Annotated in this window: 15 protein-coding genes and 1 pseudogene; 6 read left to right on the forward strand and 10 right to left on the reverse strand. The window is 23.5% G+C overall.

All coding sequences use genetic code 4. From position 1 onward, the window contains the following. From cysS to D500_RS04195, 9 genes are all read right to left on the reverse strand, one after another. Nucleotides 1-1326 (reverse strand): cysteine--tRNA ligase, encoded by a 1326-nt coding sequence (cysS, locus tag D500_RS04155; RefSeq protein WP_008363095.1) that lies wholly within the window; start codon nucleotides 1324-1326, stop codon nucleotides 1-3. Nucleotides 1327-1334: 8 nt separating this feature from the next. Then, on the reverse strand, nucleotides 1335-2261 hold the full coding sequence (locus D500_RS04160; RefSeq protein ID WP_008363093.1) for an ECF transporter S component: 927 nt from the start codon (nucleotides 2259-2261) through the stop codon (nucleotides 1335-1337). 144 nt (nucleotides 2262-2405) lie between these two features. Beyond that, nucleotides 2406-3698: a lipoprotein gene (locus D500_RS04165; protein WP_008363091.1), complete on the reverse strand. Its 1293-nt coding sequence runs from the start codon at nucleotides 3696-3698 to the stop codon at nucleotides 2406-2408. Between the two features lie 64 nt (nucleotides 3699-3762). Beyond that, nucleotides 3763-5079, reverse strand: coding sequence for a replicative DNA helicase (gene dnaB / locus D500_RS04170; RefSeq protein ID WP_008363089.1), 1317 nt, complete (start codon nucleotides 5077-5079; stop codon nucleotides 3763-3765). Between the two features lie 2 nt (nucleotides 5080-5081). Then, the gene (rplI, locus tag D500_RS04175; protein ID WP_008363087.1) at nucleotides 5082-5525 is read right to left on the reverse strand and encodes a 50S ribosomal protein L9; all 444 of its coding nucleotides are present in this window, start codon (nucleotides 5523-5525) and stop codon (nucleotides 5082-5084) included. A gap of 123 nt (nucleotides 5526-5648) precedes the next feature. Then, the gene (gene pth / locus D500_RS04180) at nucleotides 5649-6209 is read right to left on the reverse strand and encodes an aminoacyl-tRNA hydrolase (RefSeq protein WP_008363084.1); all 561 of its coding nucleotides are present in this window, start codon (nucleotides 6207-6209) and stop codon (nucleotides 5649-5651) included. A 12-nt stretch (nucleotides 6210-6221) separates the two neighbouring features. Beyond that, entirely contained in the window at nucleotides 6222-6542 is a 321-nt protein-coding gene (locus D500_RS04185) for a hypothetical protein (RefSeq protein ID WP_008363082.1), read from the reverse strand. Nucleotides 6543-6631: 89 nt separating this feature from the next. Then, the gene (locus D500_RS04190) at nucleotides 6632-7669 is read right to left on the reverse strand and encodes a ribose-phosphate diphosphokinase (protein ID WP_008363080.1); all 1038 of its coding nucleotides are present in this window, start codon (nucleotides 7667-7669) and stop codon (nucleotides 6632-6634) included. Nucleotides 7670-8466: 797 nt separating this feature from the next. Next, a complete protein-coding gene (locus D500_RS04195) occupies nucleotides 8467-9228 on the reverse strand; it encodes a DUF3800 domain-containing protein (RefSeq protein ID WP_008363079.1) in 762 nt (253 codons plus the stop codon). Between the two features lie 417 nt (nucleotides 9229-9645). Between D500_RS04195 and D500_RS04200 the strand changes: the two genes are divergently transcribed. From D500_RS04200 to D500_RS04210, 3 genes are all read left to right on the forward strand, one after another. Continuing rightward, complete coding sequence (locus tag D500_RS04200) at nucleotides 9646-10626, forward strand: aspartate--ammonia ligase (RefSeq protein WP_008363077.1); 981 nt, start codon at nucleotides 9646-9648, stop codon at nucleotides 10624-10626. A 58-nt stretch (nucleotides 10627-10684) separates the two neighbouring features. Then, on the forward strand, nucleotides 10685-11308 hold the full coding sequence (locus D500_RS04205; RefSeq protein WP_008363074.1) for a hypothetical protein: 624 nt from the start codon (nucleotides 10685-10687) through the stop codon (nucleotides 11306-11308). A 406-nt stretch (nucleotides 11309-11714) separates the two neighbouring features. Then, complete coding sequence (locus tag D500_RS04210) at nucleotides 11715-12122, forward strand: hypothetical protein (RefSeq protein WP_230197102.1); 408 nt, start codon at nucleotides 11715-11717, stop codon at nucleotides 12120-12122. 1290 nt (nucleotides 12123-13412) lie between these two features. Here D500_RS04210 and D500_RS04215 read toward each other — a convergent pair. Then, nucleotides 13413-14816: pseudogene (locus tag D500_RS04215) on the reverse strand (IS3 family transposase). Between the two features lie 191 nt (nucleotides 14817-15007). Here D500_RS04215 and D500_RS04220 point away from each other — a divergent pair. From D500_RS04220 to D500_RS04230, 3 genes are all read left to right on the forward strand, one after another. Next, nucleotides 15008-16435, forward strand: coding sequence for a hexose phosphate transporter (locus D500_RS04220; protein ID WP_008363574.1), 1428 nt, complete (start codon nucleotides 15008-15010; stop codon nucleotides 16433-16435). A 312-nt stretch (nucleotides 16436-16747) separates the two neighbouring features. Further along, nucleotides 16748-17698 (forward strand): HU family DNA-binding protein, encoded by a 951-nt coding sequence (locus tag D500_RS04225; RefSeq protein ID WP_008363575.1) that lies wholly within the window; start codon nucleotides 16748-16750, stop codon nucleotides 17696-17698. An 82-nt stretch (nucleotides 17699-17780) separates the two neighbouring features. Continuing rightward, nucleotides 17781-20435 carry an HAD-IC family P-type ATPase gene (locus D500_RS04230; protein ID WP_008363577.1) on the forward strand — a complete coding sequence of 885 codons (2655 nt, stop codon included), beginning with the start codon at nucleotides 17781-17783 and terminating at the stop codon, nucleotides 20433-20435. Nucleotides 20436-20453 lie beyond the last annotated feature (18 nt).

Raw genomic sequence — 20453 nt, forward strand, 5'->3', positions numbered from 1 at the left:
TTATAAAATTCCTTGTTCTATTAAATCTTTTCTAATAAGATCTGCTTTATCAAATTGTTTTTCTTTAACTAGTTGTTGTCATTTTAAAAACAACTCTTTAGTTTTGCTATTAAACTTGTAGTTAAACACATCTTTAAATCCCAAAACATCTAAAATATAACTTAATGAACTAACTAATAAATTAAAATCATCTACATTTTTATCAATAATATTTTTATTAATTTGTTTTATCAATGAATCAATTAAAGATAAAACTAAAGAAGTATTTAAATCATCTTCCATATAATTATTAAACTGATCAATATATTCAGATTTTTTAATTTGTTTAATGTTTAGATCGTTTTTAATAATAAATTGAATAGTTTTTTTACTTAGATTAGTTAGCTTTTCAAAAAACTTATTGGCTTGATAAATTAAATCATTACTAATATTTAAAGGTTGAGTGTAATTAGTTGTTAAAAAGATTCATCTTAAAGTGTTTTTATTATGTTGTTTAATAAAATCTCTTACTAAAATTACATTACCTAGTGATTTAGACATTTTTTCATTTTCAATTTGTAAATGACCGTTATGTAATCAAATATCAGCAAGTTCTTTGTTGTTTTTTGCAATAAACTGAATTCTTTCATTTTCATGATGAGGGAATTTTAAATCAATTCCACCAACATGAATATCTATAGTTTGATGTTTAAAATACTCATCAATTAATAACACACATTCAGTATGTCAACCTGGTCTTCCAGAACCAAAAACTGAGTCTCATTTAATACCAAGCTCAGTTTTTTTTCACAAACTAAAATCTAAACTATAGTGTTTTTTAGAATCAATTTCAACTCTTTTTCCACTGATTAGTTCATCTAATTTATATCCAGATAATTTACAATATTCATTTTCATATTTTTTAATATTAAAATAAACATCTCCATCAAGTACATAAGCAGCATTAATATCAACTAAGTCTTTTATAAACTTAATCATTTCATTCATTTTAGTACTAATTAGAATAATCTCATCTGGTTTATTAATATTTAAAGATTTTAAATCTTCTAAATATGCTTTAGTGTATTTTTGTGAAACTTCTAATTCATTTAATTTATTATCTAAAGCTTTTAAAATAATTTTGTCATCAATATCTGTAATGTTTTGTAAGTAATTAACTTTAATATTTCTACTTTTTAAATATCTAATTAAAACGTCAACTAAAAGTACAGGACGTGCGTTTCCTATATGAATGTAATTATAAACAGTAGGCCCACAGCAATATAAATTAATACTCTTTTTATTTAAAGTCTTTTTTGTTTTAGATAATGAATCATATAATTGCATAAAAACTCCTATTTAACTTTAATTAGAGGTCTTAAAACAATATAAACAGTAGTTAAAATAGCAGTGTTAAAAAAGATCTTTATTGGTATTTGAATAATTCTTACTACTACCATTGTAATATATGGGTTTTCTGAACCTGAAGAGTTTCTTAAACCAAGCATTTGATAATCTCCTCAAGCAGCAACTAAAACTGTAACTAATATTTCACTAATTACACATAATAAAACAATAGGTAACATTACATTTAATCAATTATGTCTTTTTTTAATATGTAATACAAAAACTAAACCATAAATAACAGCTAATGTAATTGAAATCATTATTAAAAATAAGAATGGATAAATATCAGCTGGAATTTTAATCCCAAATAATGAAGTTTCAGGATTAATTTGCTTCATTCCTTGCATTAATCAAAACATAATACCAGCAGCTACTAGTAAAAATGTTGTAATAACTGTTAAAGTTAATCAGTTCTTTTTAAATTTAAAAGCATAAGAAGTCATTCCAGATCAAAAACCAAAAGAAAACGCAACAATTAAATAAGCTACATGAATATATGAAGGAACAAACATTAACGTTAATAATTCAGTAACAAGACCAACAGTTAAACCAACAAACGGACCAAAAATCATTCCAGTTATTTTGATCATAACCCCTTCAAAAGCAACTCTGATTGGTGGTAGAACTGTAATTGGTAATGTTAAAGAAATAACAGTTGTTGTTGCAACTGAAACTCCAACCATCATAGCTAGATATGTTATTTTTCTTGTACTAAATTTAACTTTATTACTAATGTGAAAACCACTACCATAGTTTTTAAAACGAGCTCTAGCTAATCTAAAAATCGAATAAATAAGAATAGCAGATAAAGTTATACACAATGAAGTGACTGCTAAATTATGACCATCTAGTAACAAATGTCTAAATTTATCCATAACTTACCTTCTTTTCTATTTATCAATAAAATAAACTTCACGTTATAAAAGTGTGGTAAATAATCCCACACTAAATTAACTTATTATTTATTTTACCTTATTCTTAAATTTATTAAAGTTGTTTTATTATTATTTGTTGGCAATCTATTTAGCATTAGTTGTGCCAAATGTTTTATCTGATATTTTTAATGAAATATCTTTAAATCTGTAAGGAGAATTATTACCTTTTGAATAATCATCACTAAATCTATATGAGTTAAATGCTCAACCTACAAATGCATGTTTTTTATCATCTTTATTTTCTTTTGGAGTATAACTTTCAACTAAAGGAGTATAAACTTTTCTTAACCCACCAAATTGAACATAAAACTTAAATTCTTTTTTATCCATTATATGAGTAATTTCTAATTCTAAAGTTTCATCTTTTGAATCCATATAGTAGAAATTATGTTCAGAACTTAATTCTCATTTTTGGTTTATATTGTAAACAAACTTACCATTAGTATTACCATTATTAGCTAAATTAACATATGAATCATCTTTTTTAGTTAATTTATCATTTGAATAATTAACAGTTGGTTTTAGTGATTTAATATCAGGATTTTTATTTTCACCAATTACATTCATTCCAAAAGGATCTTTTAAAGGAGAAGTTCCAAAGATATAAGGACTATGATCTTTAATGTCTTTAATGTCACCAACTACTTTTCCATTATTTTCATCTTTTAATTGGATGGTCTTATTGTCTTGGGTTGGAGCAGTTTTTACATCTTGTTCAAAAGTAAAAAATGATGAATTAGTTTTAGAAACCTTAGATACTAATTTAATGTCTTTAATTCTATTGTCAGTTGATGAGTTTACAACATTATCAAGATTTTTTGTAAAATCATCTGATCATTTTTTTACTTGATCAGTGTTATCTTTCAAACTTTTACTTCAAGAACTAACAATACTACTATTTTTATCATTTTTAACAAATTCTCTTAATTGTAATAACCCTTTTAAAGAAGAAATATGAGTATTTGAATCATCTAATTTCTTATAAAAATCTTGTTGAGAAATTCTATGTCTTTTTGAATCTGATCCAGTGTAATATCCAACAACACTAGTATCTTCAGCTTTTCCTCTAAATAGATCGTATGATTCTTTTAAATTTCTTTCTTCTTGAATATTTCTAGTTAATAAATTTAAAACATCAGTAACAATTCTACTATAAGCATTAGTTGTTCCATTTAACGAATTTGTAATATCTTGAACATTAGATGATTGACCATCATTTTGATATTTATCACCTTTTCATACTAATTTATCAACTTTAACACTATCATCAAAACTAGTTTTTATTGTATGAGTTATTGTAGTAGAACATGAAACTGCTGTTAATGTAGGAAGAACAGTTATTGATCCAAACATTAATATTCCTAATAACTTTTTCATTATTTTCTCCTTTTATCAGAATATAATACATCAAAATATTATAACAAAATTAAGTCTTTTTTCACTATCAGTCTCTAAATACACCAAAATCTTTAATAAATCTTAGAAAAACAGTTCCAGTAGCACCGTTTCTATGTTTTGCTAAAATTAATTCAGTTTTTTCTTTATCTAAATCAGTTAAATCTTTTTTATAATAATCATCACGATATAAAAATGCAACAATATCAGCATCTTGTTCAATAGCTCCTGAATCTCTTAAATCAGAAAGCATTGGTCTTTTATCTTCTCTAGTTTCAGCTCTACGACTTAATTGTGATAAACAAATAATTGGAATAGAAGTTTCTCTTGCAATTTGTTTTAATTGTCTTGAAATTTCACTAACTTCATTTTGTCTATCTTTATTTGATGATCCAACTATTAATTGTAAATAGTCAATAACACACAACTTAATATTATAATCTCTTTTCATTTTATAAAGTTTAGATCTAATTTCTTGAGTACTAATTCCTGGTGTTGCATCAATATAAATTGGAATTTGTTCTAGTTTTTCTTGTGCTATTTGAATTTTTTCTCAATTAGCTCTACTTAAACCTTTTCCTGTTCTTAGATTAGTTGAATCAACACTTGTAAGTCTAGTAAATAAACGTTGAGTTAGTTGTTCTGATGGCATTTCTAGTGAAAAAAAGGCAACAGGATATTTTTGCATAGCAGCATTAAAAGCTAAATTTAAAGAAAAGGCAGTTTTTCCAACACTAGGACGAGCAGCTAAAATAATAAAATCTGATTCTTGTCATCCTGAAGTTATTAAATCTAAATAATTATATCCAGTTGGTACACCTGAAATAATTTCAGCTTTCATTTCAAGTTCTTTGATTTTTTCAACAACTCTTTTAGCAACTTCTCCAATTGGTTCAATTTCAAATCTTTTAATAGATAGATCTATATCTAAAAGTTTAGTTTGAGCAACTTTTAATAATTCATCAACATCAGTATTAGAATCATTTCTTCTTAATTCTAATTCTTTGATAACTACATCTAATTTTCTAATAACTCCAGCTTTATGAATAATATCAATATATTCTTCTAAACCTTGATCAGTATAGTTTTCAGCAGCTATTTCATAAACTACTACATCTCCTCCAACTTGATCTAATTTATTCATAACTTCTAATCTATTAATTACTGAAATTGGAGAAATTGATTTGTTTTTGTTATTTAAATCAATAATTGCTTGATAAATATTTTTATTTGCTTGAATTGAAAAATCATCAACTTTTAAAACTGAAATAATATCTGCAAGAGCATTAGAAGAATTCAAAGCAACACCTAAAACAAATCGCTCTGCATATAATAATTCTTGTATTGATAATTCTTGTTTCATTTTTAAACTTCCTTAATATCAACTTTAATTATTGCTTCAATACCAAAATCTAATTTTACTTTTACATAACTTAATCCAATTTTATTAATGTTTTTAAAATGAATAAATTTCTTTTTATCTATTTCAATTCTATGAACTTCTTTTAATTGATTAACAATATCTTGACTTGAAATACTTCCAAATACTTTATCATCATTAGTTTGTAATTTAAAATGTAAAGTTAATTCTTCAAGAGTCTTTTTAACTTGTTTTGTTTGTGCTTTTGCTAATTCTTTTTCTTCTTGATCAGCTTTCATATGATCTTTTAAAGTTTTAATACTATTATTTGTTGCAATTTTTACTAAGTTATTAGGTAATAAGTAGTTTCTAGCATACCCATCACTAACTTCTTTTATTTCATTTTTTTTACCTTGATTAGGTACATCTTTTAAAAATATAACTTTCATAATAAGCACCTTTCTAGTTATTCTTATTATAACAATATCATTTTTATTATTTCTAATTACTAAGTTAGAAACATTAGCTAACTAGTTTAACAAGTTATTAAAAAACTTCGTTATAAACGAAGTTTAATTATACTTATTCATTAAATATATAAATGATTTATTATTAGTAAAATCATTTATAAAATCTATTTTATTAATAAAAGTTTGTTTTAATAAATTAAGTTCTTCATCACTAAATTTAGATAAAACTCAATCAACTATTTTTCATTCTTTTGGAACTTGATTAACTCCAATTCTTAACCTATAAAAACTTTGAGTATTTAGATTATTAATAATTGATTTAATTCCATTATGTCCAGCAGCTGAACCATCTTTTTTAAATTGGATTCTAGATATATTTAGATCTTTATCATCATGAATAATTATTAGATCATTTAAATCAATTTTATAAAAGTTTAGAATTTGTCTAACTGCTATTCCTGAATTATTCATATAAGTTAAAGGTTTAACTAGTAATACTTTTTGATTATTAATCATAGTTGTATAAATTAATGAATCAAACTCTTGTTTTACCAAACTATAAGAGTATTTTTCTAATAAAAGATCAATAGCTATAAAACCAGCATTATGTCTAGTTTTTTCATACTCTTTTCCAATGTTTCCTAATCCAACTATTACTTTCATTAAATTCCTTTATTATGTAGTTTTTCTAGTAGTTAAATATATAATTTTTTCTGCTCAAACATCATATTCAGCAGATCTAATATTATCATCAAATAAGTGTGATTCAATAGTTCCTTGAACTACAATTGTTGTTTTATCATAAAGATTAAACTTTTCTTGTAAAACATTAATCATATGCTTTATAACAAAATAATCGTATTCTTGTTCACCTTTTATATGATTTTCTCTTGGTACTTTTAAAATAAATTCATAAAACTTAATTGTCTTATCTTTTGATGTATCAATTAGTCTAGCATTTCCTTGGATTTGACCAATTAATGTTATAGAGTTCATCTGATTATTAGTCCTTTATACATTAAAAAATATATTAATTAATAAATAATCTAATAGATTAAATATTTTAAATATATTTTTAGTTATTATTATTGATTTTTATGATTCATGAAATCTTGAATTTTTAATTGGATTTCATCTTTATTTTTATTATAAACTTCAGTTAAAGAATGATGTTCTTGAGATTCTTTAATCATATTTGCAAGTAATGGGGCAACTGAAACAATTCTTAGTCCCTCAAATTGTCTTTCTTGTGGAATTTCAACAGTATTAGTTACAACAACATTTTTTACAATACCTTCTTTAATAGCTTGAGTCATTCTTTCTTTAGCAGGACCATTAAATAAACCATGACAAGCAAAAATAAATACATCTTTTGCTCCATTAGCTTTTAATGCTTTAGCTGCATTAATAATAGTTCCACCAGTATCAATCATGTCATCTATTATAAAGCAAGTTCTTCCTTCAATATCACCTAATACGAATTCAACTTCTGCTTTATTTGGTTCAGGTCTTCTTTTTCCAATAACAGCTATTCCATTAGTCATATTAGCTGTATATGAATCAACTTTATGAACTCTATTTAATCCTCCATAATCTGGAGATACTAAAATACATTTTTCAGGATCAAATTTTTCTCTAATAATAGTATCTACAATTTCGTTTGCTAAACTTTGTGAAGTATGGAAATTGTCCATTGGCACATCAAAAAATCCCATTGTTTGAGTTGAGTGAATATCAAAAACAATTACACGGTCAGCTCCAGCTTTTGTTAGTAAATCAGCAACTAATTTAGCAGTAATTGGTTGTCTACCTTTAGCTTTTCTATCTTGTCTTGCATATCCATAATAAGGAATAACTACATTAATTTTTTCTGCGCTTCCTCTTTTAAAAGCATCAATTGCAATTAATAATTCCATTAAGTTTTCATTAACTGGCATTGATGTTGATTGGATTACATAGATTTCTTTTCCTCTTACTGAATCAATTGATTCAACTAAAATTTCACCATCAGCAAATCTAGTAGTTTTTACAACTTTTTGTTCAACACCTAAAAAATGACATACTTCTTTTGCTAACTGTTGACTAGCTGAAAGACCAAAAACATATATATCTTTATTGTCCATAATTACCTCATTTCATTAATAATAATAACAAAAAAGGCTTTATTGATAACCTTGTTTTGCACTAAAAACAAAATTAAAAATAGATAAATCAAAATAATTAAAAAATAAAAAGCAACTCATCTAAAAAGAGTTGCTATTAGTTGGTTTTCTAGTTTTATTGTTTTTAATTTTTGAAAATAATAAACTTGAACATTTATGTTATAAGTGTCTTAATTACAATTGTTAATTCAAAAACAAAAAGCAACACGGACGCCCAATAATGTTGCTTTTTGAGAATTTATTATTTAATTCTTTTAATTGTATTTATAGATAAGCCGGAGCCTACCGCCCCTGCCAAAGCCGAGCGTACTCTGTGATGACCCACGTACGCTTAGGATATGCCTCGAATCTCTGGACTTAAGTAGCAACTTTATAATATCATTTTTTAGTAATTACTAAAGAATTTATTAATTTTTTTACTTTTTTATTAAATATTAAATTCTAAATTCATTGTGTTCTTAATGTAAATTTTTAAAATTTTTATTTGTCAAATAAAAAACAAAAAGTAACCCCGACGTCTGAGTTACTTTTTGAGAATTTATTAAAAAATTCTTTTATTAAGTTTACTTATGGATAAGCCTTACGCTTAACGCCGCCGCCAAAGTCGAACGCACTCTGTGGTGACCCACGTACGCTCAGGACATGCCTCGGATCTCTGGTCTTATGTAGCACTTTAATAATATCATATTTTTATTATTTAATAATTTATTTATTTTATTAATCTATTTTTTTATAGTTCTAGGAATTTTTAGAACACACTATAAATCAAAATCATTACTAAATTTTAAATGCTTAATGTGACTATTAAACAATTTTAATAAATTTTCTGAGTTGAGATCATAAGTTTTACTTCTATTATTATGAACTCTATCAACCGATCCTAATAATCCTACATAATAATCAGCATATCTAATAGTTGATTCTAGTTTTGAATCATATTGATAAACATTAATTTTTTGAATATTCAGAAATTGTGAATTTTCATACATTCTCGTATTTAAATATATATTTAATTCCTTAAAAGAATTACTTTTGGCCGTTCAATTTATACGTTTTCTTCTTTGATCAATATTCACTTCAATTGATATTAAATCAGTAATTTTTAAGTATTTAATTTCTAATAAATGAAAAAGAATTTTTTTAATAATTAAAAAAACACTAATATTATAGATATATTCAATAATTATCTTCTTATTAGTTGTTCTAATTTTTTCTAAATCAGATATCATAGAAACATTAATTTGCCCGTTGTTTTTTATATTATTAAACAGAAATAATTTATTTTTAAAATTCAAATCTCTATATTTTATTTCTTTATCAATCTCATTTTTTATATGCTTATTACTTTTTATAATACTCTCAATACTTAGAATATTCTTTCCTATTTTTTCTTCTCTTATAAGAATATCTTTTTGATTATATCCATATAAATAAAAACCACCTACAATAAAGCTTATAGAAGCACTAGATCCAGTTTCATCTAAATACAACTTAATATACTTTGTTATATTTTTCTTCATTTTCATCACTCTCATAATAGTATTAGTAAATAAAATTAGAAAATTACCAATTTAAATAAAAAATAAACAAAAATAAGTATTATTATAAGTTGAAATGTTTAAATATAACATTATAAATCAAACCTTAATTTATTTATAAATAAGTTAAATATTATGACCTAATCAAAAACAAACATACTTTCTAGGTTTTCTTGTATACTTACAATATGCCTAAGATCTTTAAATTTAAATGACAACTTTACAAAATTGTGTTCTAATTATTTCTTATAAAAACTAACATTAATTAAATAAAACTTGTAAACTATTTGATTTTTAAACTTTATCTTATATAGTTATTATTTAATATAGTTTAACTTTATGTTTTTTAAAATTTAATATTTAAAATAATATAATTTTAATAATGTAAAAAGGAGTTTTATGTATAAATCTAAATTAACTATTAAACAAACACAACAAGCTATTCAAGATATTAAATTTGGTCTAACTAAACAATTAAAACAAAACTTAAACTTAACTAGAGTATCAGCTCCACTTTTTGTAACTTCAGAATCTAAAATTAATGATGGATTAAATGGAGATATTCCTGTTGGATTTACTCCAAACCAATGAAAAGAAGAACTAGAAATAGTTCATTCACTTGCTAAATGAAAACGTCATGCTTTAGATAAGTACAACTTTAATGTTGGAGAAGGTATTTGAGCTGATATGAATGCTATTAGAAAAGATGATGTTGTAGATTACAAACATTCATTATATGTTGATCAATGAGATTGAGAATTAATCATAAATAAAGATCAAAGAAATCTTGAATTTTTAAAACAAATAGCTACTAAAATTTATGATTCAATTAGATATGTTGAACATAAAATTAATTTTAAATATCCTGAATTAGTAGATAAATTACCTAAACAATTAACATTTATTGATTCTTTAGATTTATATAATAAATATCCTAATTTAACACCTGAACAAAGAGAAGATGAAGTTGCTAGAGAATATAAAGCTGTATTTATTTATAAAATAGGTTATAACTTACCAGATGATAAACCTCATTCAAAAAGAGCGTTTGATTATGATGATTGAAATTTAAATGGTGATTTAATTTTTTATGATTTAGTTAATGATAAAGCTTTAGAAATTAGTTCAATGGGAATTAGAGTTGATGCTAAAAGTTTAGCTGAACAAATTAAAATTTTAAATAAAACTGATTCTGATTTAGGTTTATATCACGATCAAATACTTAATGATAAATTACCTTTAACTATTGGTGGAGGAATTGGTCAAAGCCGATTAAGTATGTTTTTATTAGAAAAAGCTCATATTGGTGAAGTACAAGTTAGTGTGTGAGAAAAAAACTATAAAGAAGAGTTAAAAAAACAAGGAATAATTTTATTGTAAAACAAGTTATAAAACTTGTTTTTTTGTATGCCTAATAATTAAATAGGAGATTTTAAAAATGTCAATATCTTTAATCAAAATAAAATTTGAAAATGAAATTGATCAACTAATTAAATATTTAGATCCAATTTGAACTAAAGAACTAGTTTTTAAAAAACTTGAACATTTTCAAAACACTATGTTTAAAACAGCTCCATTTTTTAATTTCAATCAATTAAAAATATTATTTAACTTAATGTTAATTGATAATGAGTTTCAAAATAAAATGAATTTTAAAATTCTTAATATTGTTTTTAATAAAGAAGTATTAGAATGAAGTTTTTTAGATGATTTAATTAAGTTTTATACTTTAGTTTTAACTTATGATGATGTTTGACAAGAAGATCTAATTTCATCATTTGCTATAAAAAATAACATTATTAATGTAGATAAGTTTTTTAAAGATTATTTATCTAAATATGAATTAAAGGGTGTTGATATTCAAAAAGAATATATTAAACAAAATCTAAATGATCTAGATATACAAAAACAATTATTAAAACAATTAGAAGATTCTGATTATGATTTTTTAACTATTGATCTTAATACACTAACTATAACTAATAAAATCAATGTTTCAGATATTAATTTTATGTATAAAGACTATGTAATAAATGAGTATATAAAACAATTAAAAGATTAATTATTAGTAACTTATTATTTACAAACAACCTATTTATTAGGTTGTTTTTTATTTTAAAAAAACCTAGTTAATTAACCTTACTAGATAAGTAAATAAAATAAAATATTTAAAGGTAAACAATATTATACAATTTCAAAAATATGCTAATCTCTTTAATTTATTTGTTAATAAATCAATCTTTAATTTACTAAATCTATCTATAAAAATAAATAGATTTTATTATTTTTAAGCCAAAATATAATTTAATATTTGATATTTTAGAAAAGAAAAAATGAAAAATAAATTCAAGTTATTTATTATTACCTTTATATGCATAATATTTTTTATTTGGTATTATACCAATATTGATAACATAGTTTTATATAGTATACCAATAAGTAAAAACAATGAATCAATAAGAATTACTATGGGTTCATCAAATTGAGTTGAAGAGTGAAATAGAATTTTAAATACTGCGCTGTTTTCAACAACTCCTATAAAGATTTGAGATAAATATATTAATAAAGCAGGATTAGATCTATATGGTATCACAGAACATAATTCAATATTTTACTACTTTATAAATTTAACAAAAATTGGATTTGGTTCATTATGTTTAACATTACTTACAATCTTTTGTAAAAAAACTATTTTTAATCCTTTTAGAAATGTTTATAGATATTTAAAACATAGAAATCTTTACGTTACTTCAAAAATGGATGAAACAATAAGTTTTCTTAATAAATTACGAGATAGAGTAGAAAAAAAGATGAGCAAAAAATATTGCATTCTATTAAAGCTTTTGAAAAAATTACATATAAACCAGTTTATTTAATAAGACTAATGAATGATCTTAATAACTCTTATTTAACTAATGAATTAAAAGAAGAATTATTACATTATACAAGGATGATATCCTTAGTTATTAAATGTATAAAAGAAATAAAAAACAAAGAAATAGAAGCTATAAAAAATAACAATAAACCAAATGAACTGTTTCCTATAGTTAGAAGATCTATAGAATACTACTCAAAAAGTTCCTCATATTATATTTATTATTGTCGAAATGCAAATTTAAATGATTGAGATTTTACAAAAGACACGATCATTTATAATACACTTATTTATCGAGCAATTATCCTTGTTAATAGCGTTTGTTTCTTTGTAATTTTTTTTATTATGTGTGAATTGATTATTAGTTTTTTATTTTATAATGAGTTAAAGCTTGACATATTTTCTAATAGGATAAATATTATATTATTATGTTTTTTTACTATGCTATTTTCTATAATCATAATTTTTCTTTATGCTACAAATACAAAAAGAGAGACGGATTGAAATAATAATGATAATGATGATAAAGCATACATTCTAACAAAATCAAATAATAAAAACAAATTGAATAATAATAAAAAAATAAACAAAAAATACAACTTGATAAAATATCTATATTTTACTTTATGTTTTTTTAACTTTTAGTTTATTCTTACTTTTCTATAATCAAGAGCTTCCTTTTCTAAAAATTTTTTTGAATCAATCTAAGCATTTATTATCCGAGTTTTTAGATATTTTTTTATATCTAGTTTTATCTTTATCTTTATTAGTGTATTGACTTTTTTCTTTTGATGTTTTAACTAAGGAGGAAAGAAAGATAACTAAGTCATCACTTTTTAAAAATGTAATACCTCAAATTTTTTGCTTCCCTATTTTTTTATTTGTTACTATTTTATTGAGAAATTTCTATAATAAAGGACTAATTGAAAATTATACTCGTTTGATTTTATTAATACTTATATTTATATGAATCTTTTTAATCTTATTCGAACCAGTAATTTATAATTTATTTTCTTTTGCTACACAAAAAACATGGAACATAATAATTAAATTAAAAAAAATATGGAAAAAATAAATTATAAATAAAAATGAGATTGATATTGAACGTTAAAGATATTGCCTAAACTACTTAATAAAATTATGAAATTCAAATAAGGTCAATAAATAATATATTAGTATTTTAGATTAAACTAAAAATGCTCTAAACCAAAAATACATTTGTTCTTATACAAATTTATACTTTTGGTTTTTTTATTTTTACTTAGTATCCCCCCGCTACCTTAAACACGGACTAAAAATTTTCAATATTATAACAGGATTGTTTTCTGAATTGTACAGGAGACAATCCTTTTAATTTTTCTTTTATTCTTATATTGTTGAACCAATAAATATATTTATGTATTGCTTTAGTTAAATCTTCTATTGAATTGTATTTCTCACCATAATAAATTTCTTGTTTTAATAAACCAAAAAAATTTTCTATAATAGCATTATCTAAGCAATTACCTTTTCTAGACATACTTTGTATTATGTTATTTTCTTCTAGCGTACTTACTCAACTCATGTGCTGATAATGAAATCCTTGATCAGAATGAATTACTAAACCATTTGTATTTTTACCCTTCTTAAGCGCTTTTTTTAGCATTGAATTAGTTAGGTTTAAGTTAGGTCTAGATTGAATTGAATATGAAATAATTTCACTGTTATAAAGATCAATAATTGGTGACAGATATAGTTTTTGACCATTAACTTTAAACTCTGTTACATCAGTACATCAAACTCTGTTTGCTTCTGTTGAAGAAAAATTTCTTTTAAAACATTGTCTGCGATTTTCCCAACAATTCCTTTATAAGAACTATATCTTCTGTTCTTTGTTCTAAATTTGACACACTGAATACCAAGTTCTTTAGTTAGCCTTAAAATTTTTTTGTGATTCACAATATATCCCATTGATTTTAAGGTCATTTTTAGCCGTCTATAGCCATATCTTTCAAATGATTTGTTGAATATATCAACAATTATATTTTTAATTCCATATCCTTATCTATTGAATTTTCTAATTTCTTTTTCATTCATAAAAAGAGGATTTAGGTAATTTTGCTATTTTTAAAAGAATAGAAACTTTAGCTTTTTGTGAGTTTTTAGCATTTCTAAAATTACTTTTGTTTTTTCCTTGTTGATTCTTCTTCTGTCAACAAGGTGTTTAACTTTTTTCAGAATTCAACCTCTAATTTGTAGTATTCAACTTCTTCTTCTAATTGTTTTATTCTATCTTCATTATTAGTTGTTATTTTTGTTTTCTTTTTTTAACTGGTTTTTCTTAGAGTTTTTCATAATTTTTTAGGTCTTCCTATATTATTATTTAACCCTAAAATTCCATTTTCTTTATACTTTTAACTCAACCAGCTATAGTTGATGAATGTATAATATTAAATTTTTTTGCAACTTCCCTGTATGATTCTTTAGTTTTAAGTTTATATAATACTATTTCTTGTTTTGCTTCCAAACTATAATGAGGTTTTGTTTTCTTGTGGGTAAGCGCTTCTATTCCAAACATTTCATATTTGTAAATTCAACCCTTTAAAGTATTAGCCGAGACATTATGCCTGTCTGCCAAATAGGTGCTATTTTTAACATTAAGTCTTTTAGCTTCTTTGACAATTTTTAATTTTTTTTCTAAGCTTCATTTAGCCATATAAAAACCCCACTCCCTGGATTTTTAGTCCGGAATATGGGGTTCGGGGGATATTTATGGTGTTTTTTATAAAAAATAGCTAATAAAATATCAAAAATATTTTAATTTAGTTTTTGAGTTAGTTTCTAAGTCTTTAAATGTTGTAAAATACAAGAGAAAGCATAAAAAAGATCAATTTTGAAAGGGCGTATATGAAATCTGTAGAAAAATGATCGCAAAATCATAGAATGCTTTATGGTAGTATCCTATGAGCTTTTATTGGTTTTGGTTACTTATTATTTATTGCTAACTGAGCTTTTGCTATTGGTTTAGCAGGTGGAGGAATTAAAGGTGGTGAAGCTACACCAGGATTTTTAGGTTATTTTCAAATCGAAAATAATGCATCATTTCAATTAACAAACACAGCTGCTAACTGAGCAATTACTTTTGGTAGAGGTATTGGTTCAGTTGTTGTTGCTTTCTTATTAGTTAAATTTGCTCATAAAAAAGCTACATTAATTGCTTGTGTAATGACCTTATTTGGATTACCAGCAGCTTTTATGCCAGCTGCTAATTATGGATATGTATTATTCTTAATCCTAAGAACAGTTATGGCAATTGGTGGAACTATGTTAACTATATTATTCCAACCTGTTGCTGCTAATTTCTTTACTAAAAAAGCAAAACCTATTTATTCACAAATAGCAATTGCATTTTTCCCACTAGGTTCAATCATTTCTTTAGTTCCATTTGTAATTGCTGGAGATAGTGCTAGTGTTGAAGCTTTACAAAATAACTGAAAAACAGTATTTATTGTTATGTCATTGCTTTACTTAATACCATTATTTGCAGTGCTTTTCTTAGGTACTAATTTTGATGTTAAAAAAGATTCAAATGAACCTAAAGTTAATGGATTTAAAATTCTAAAAGGTTATTTAAAAACTAAAGCTACTTATGCTTGATTATTAGTTTTTGGTGGATGATTAGTTGTTGCTGTGTTTCCAATTTCAGTAAGTTTAGCTCTATTTCCTTGAATTTCAGGACTAGAAGGTAATACTTTAGCAAATGAAATAAGAATTTGACAAATATTATTCTTATTTGCTGGAACAGTTGGACCAGTAATTGTTGGTTTATGATCAAGATTTAACTTAAAAAGAAGATGATATATTGTTGTTCTTATAAGTTTAGGAATCTTATTATTTGTACTTTCAATTATTGTTTATAAATTTGGACTAGCAACTAATTATAACAAAGATAGTAAATCACTTATGGGTAACTATAAAGGTTGATTAGCATTATTCTATATTTTAGGATTCTTATCAGGATTTTGTACTTGAGGAATTGAAGCAGTTATTTTAAACTTACCTCATGAATACAAAGAAGCTGATCACAAAACTATTGGTTGAATGTTTAGTTTAATTTGAGGATTTGGATACATGTTCTTTACATTATCATTATTTATTGTTACTTCAGTTCCTCTAATTGGTTCAATTACTAAACCAACTCAAGCAATTATTCAATTAGTTCTAATCATTATTTTTGGACTAATGTCATTTGTTGGAATTCTAATGTTAAAAGAACCTCGAGATGATGCTAAAACCTTTCCTGATTTTAAAGCTAAAAAACAACAAGTAAAATAGATTAAAAATTCCTAACAATCATTAGATTGAAAGGAATTTTTTATTTTGTTTAAATACTAATAAAAGATTGATTAGTAATATTCAAAATTTGCAAATACACTAGTTTTTATTAAAAATACACGCTTGTTTTATCAAATTTTAACCTTATATTTTCAAATTTTATTACCTAAATAAATTCATAAATTAATAAAATATATAATTTAATTATAGGTATTATTTAATAACATTTCAAAACCTACTTAACCTACTTATATTATGTGAATAGATCAGTTATTAGAACTGATGCAAGCTATAGAAAGAAGTAAAAACAATATGAAGATGTCAAAAAAACCATCAAGTAAACACTTACTTGTAGCTAGAATACTTCTAGGACTATTCTTTGTTTCTTTTGTTATAATCTTTATTTTAAAACTAGTTAACGTAAGCAAAACAAACGGAAAAATTGGTGCTGATTTCATGACTGTTTTAACTGGTTTTGGTGTTACATTAGCTAAACCAGTTAAATGAGGGGCTGGATTAGATGAATTTTGTAACATTGCAATGATTACTTGAATACCACTAATACTAATTGTTTCTTTAATTTTTTACATTCTATATTACAAGAACTTAGTAAAAACTATTCAAGTTGAAGATTCAACAACTAAAGTAGATATCACTATTAAAACTGAAGGTGATGTAATTGTTGAAACTGAAAAAGAAGAACAACCAATGAAAAAAGAAGAAGTTATGGTTGTTGAACAATTACCAATGAGTGAACCAGAACCAATGATGAGTGAACCTGTTGTTGAACCTGAACCAATGATTGAAGAACCAGTAATCTCTGAACCAATGGTTGAAGAACCAATGATGAGTGAACCAGAACCAATGATGAGTGAACCTGTTGTTGAACCTGAACCAGTTGTAATGCCAATGCCAGTTATGGTTGAACCTGAAACTAAACCTGCTAAAAAACGTAAAAAGAAAAAAGTTTACCCACAAGTTACAAAAGGTATGTTACTTGAAGAACTTTATGAAGATCCTGAATTTGTTGAAATGACAAAAGTATCAATCAAAACAATCTTTGATAAAGCCTTTATTGTAGCTGGTAAAAACTTAGTTGCTGGAGATCATGTTGTTTTAGCAAAATTTGGTAAATTTGAAACAATTGAAAAAGAAGCTCAAATGAAAATGAATCCTTTAACTCAAGAACAAGTTGAAGTTCCAGCACATAAAGTTGTTAAATTTAAATTATCAAAATCTGTTAAAGAAAAAATGAATGAATAAGGATAAAATGGCAAGTATATAACTGCCATTTTTTTATTTGCCTTGTTTTGATATATGATTATTATTGTATTGAAAGGTAAGTATGTTTAAAACAAAAAAAGATAATTTGAAATCTCTAGACTATAAAAAACAAGACTATGTAATTAAATTATCTAATACTAATCTTAATGATCTTAATAATGTTTTAGATTCAAAAATAGGATTAAATAATCAAACTAGAGCAAATAATATTTTAAAATTTGGTTCTAATCAAATTGTTGTTAAAAAGTTCTTTGTTTTTAAAAAAATACTTGAAACTTTGTTAGAACCTTTTAACTTGTTATTACTATTTATTGGAATTTTAGAATTTATTATTTATTTTTTATTTCAAAAAAATTGAATTACTTTAATATCTGCTTTTATTATTATTTTTATGATCTTTTTAGCTGGTGTTGTTGATTTTATTCAAGAATATAAAGCTTATAAACTTAATTTAAAACTAACTAAAATAATAGAAAACGATGTTTTTGTTCTTAATGATCAAATCACTGATTTTACTAATCTAAATTATCAAAACATTAAAAATAATTTAATAAAAGAAAAACAATCTAATTTAACAATTGGAGATGTTGTGTATTTATCTAAAGGAGATATTATTCCAAGTGATTGTAGAATCATTTGATCTGAAAACCTTTATTTAGATGAATCAACTTTAACTGGTGAATCAAAACCAATTAAAAAACAAACAACTAATAGTAAAACTAGTTTATTAGAACTAGAAAACATTTTATTTAAAGAAACTTTAATAATTTCTGGTAATTGTTTAGCAGTAGTAATTAATGTTAATAAAGATAATTATTCTAGTTCATTATTAGATTTAATTAATGATGATATACAAACTGATTATGAAAAAGGAATTAATAAAGTTACTAAAATTCTAATTTATTTAATTTCTATTTTAGTTTTTATTATTACTTTTATATCTTTAATAAAAAATGGAATTAGTAATTGAACATCAAGTTTAGTTTTTGGTTTATCTATTGCAGTTTCACTAACTCCTGAAGCTTTACCTGCTATTATTTCATCTAATTTAAAACTAGCTTCTAAAAGGTTATCTAAAAACAAAGTTGTTATTAAAAAACTTTCTGTTTTACAAAACCTAGGTTCAGTTAATATTTTTACAACTGATAAAACTGGGACTTTAACTTTAGATACAACTAATATCTTTACTTATTTAGATATTAATAATCATAAAAATAATCTTTTAAAAAACTACTTTTATTATAATTCATATTTTCAAAATAACTTATTTGATAATATTGATAAATCTATAGTTGATGAATTTAAAACAAATATTAATGATATTAAATTAATTGATCATTTAAGTTTTGATCATAATTCTAGAATTTCTTCAGTTTTAATTAATTTAAATAATTCTAATCTTTTAATTACTAAAGGTAGTTTAGAAGAAATACTAGAAATCACTAGTTTTATTAATGTTAATGATCAAATTATTAGTATAGATAATTATAAAAACCAAATCATAGATCAAGTTAATAGTTATACAAAGCAAGGTTATAAAGTATTAGTTTTAAGTTATAAAAATTGTGATGTTATAGATAATAAAGATTTAATTTATTTAGGAATGATCGTATTTAATGATCTAATTAGAGATAATGTAAAACAAGTTATAGATACTTTTAAAACTTATAATATTGATATTAAAGTTTTAAGTGGTGATAACTTATATACTTGTAAAAATGTATGTGATCAAGTTGGAATTAATTCAAATTCTAGTTTAATAGGAAAAGAAATAAATAATTTATCTAATAGTGAACTAGAAAAAATTAGTCAATCAATTAATATTTTTTATAAACTATCTCCACTAGATAAAGCAAAAATCATTGATAGTTTAAAGACTAATAATGTTGTTGCTTTTTTAGGAGATGGTGTTAATGATGCAGTTGGATTAAAAAAAGCTGATGTTGGAATTTCAGTAAATAATGCTTCTAGTTTAGCAAAACAATCAGCTGATGTTATTTTATTAGAAAAAGATCTAAATGCTTTAGAACACGCTTTTATTATTGGAAGAAAAACTTTTAGTAACGCAATCAAATATATCAAAATTACAGTTGCTTCTAATTTTGGAATTTTACTAACTTTATTAATTGGTACTATTTTATTTAAATTTGAAATAATGTCTCCTATTCAACTTTTACTTCAAAACTTAATTTTTGATTTTGCTAATTTAATTTTTGTTTTTGATAATGTTGAAAAAGATGTTGTTAAAAAAGTACAAAAATGAAACATTAAATCAATTATTCCATTTGCAATAATTAATGGTTTAACTCAAACAATTATTAGTTTTATTAACTTTATAATTTTATATTTTGGATTTAATTTAAAAGGATTAGATAATCACTCTATACAGTTATTTCAAACTTGTTATTTTATTGAATGTATATTAACTCATATTATGATTATTTTAGTTTTAAGAACTAATAGAGTTTCATTTGTTCAATCAATTGCTTCAAAACAAATGTTAATTGGGATGTTATTTTTTAGTATTATTCCTTTTATAATAGCTTTTAGTTGTAGTTATACAAATAGTTTAAATTTTAGTGTAATGGTTGGTCAATATAATAATCTTAATTTAGCTTGATGGTTTTTAATATTATTTGGTTTAGAAATATTTGCTTGAATTATTAGTGAATTAATTAAAAAAGTTTATCTAAAGATTTATAAAAACTGACTTTAATGATATTATAATATTTTA

The sequence above is a fragment of the Mycoplasma feriruminatoris genome, from assembly GCF_000327395.2.
Lineage (GTDB): Bacteria > Bacillota_I > Bacilli_A > Mycoplasmatales > Mycoplasmataceae > Mycoplasma > Mycoplasma feriruminatoris.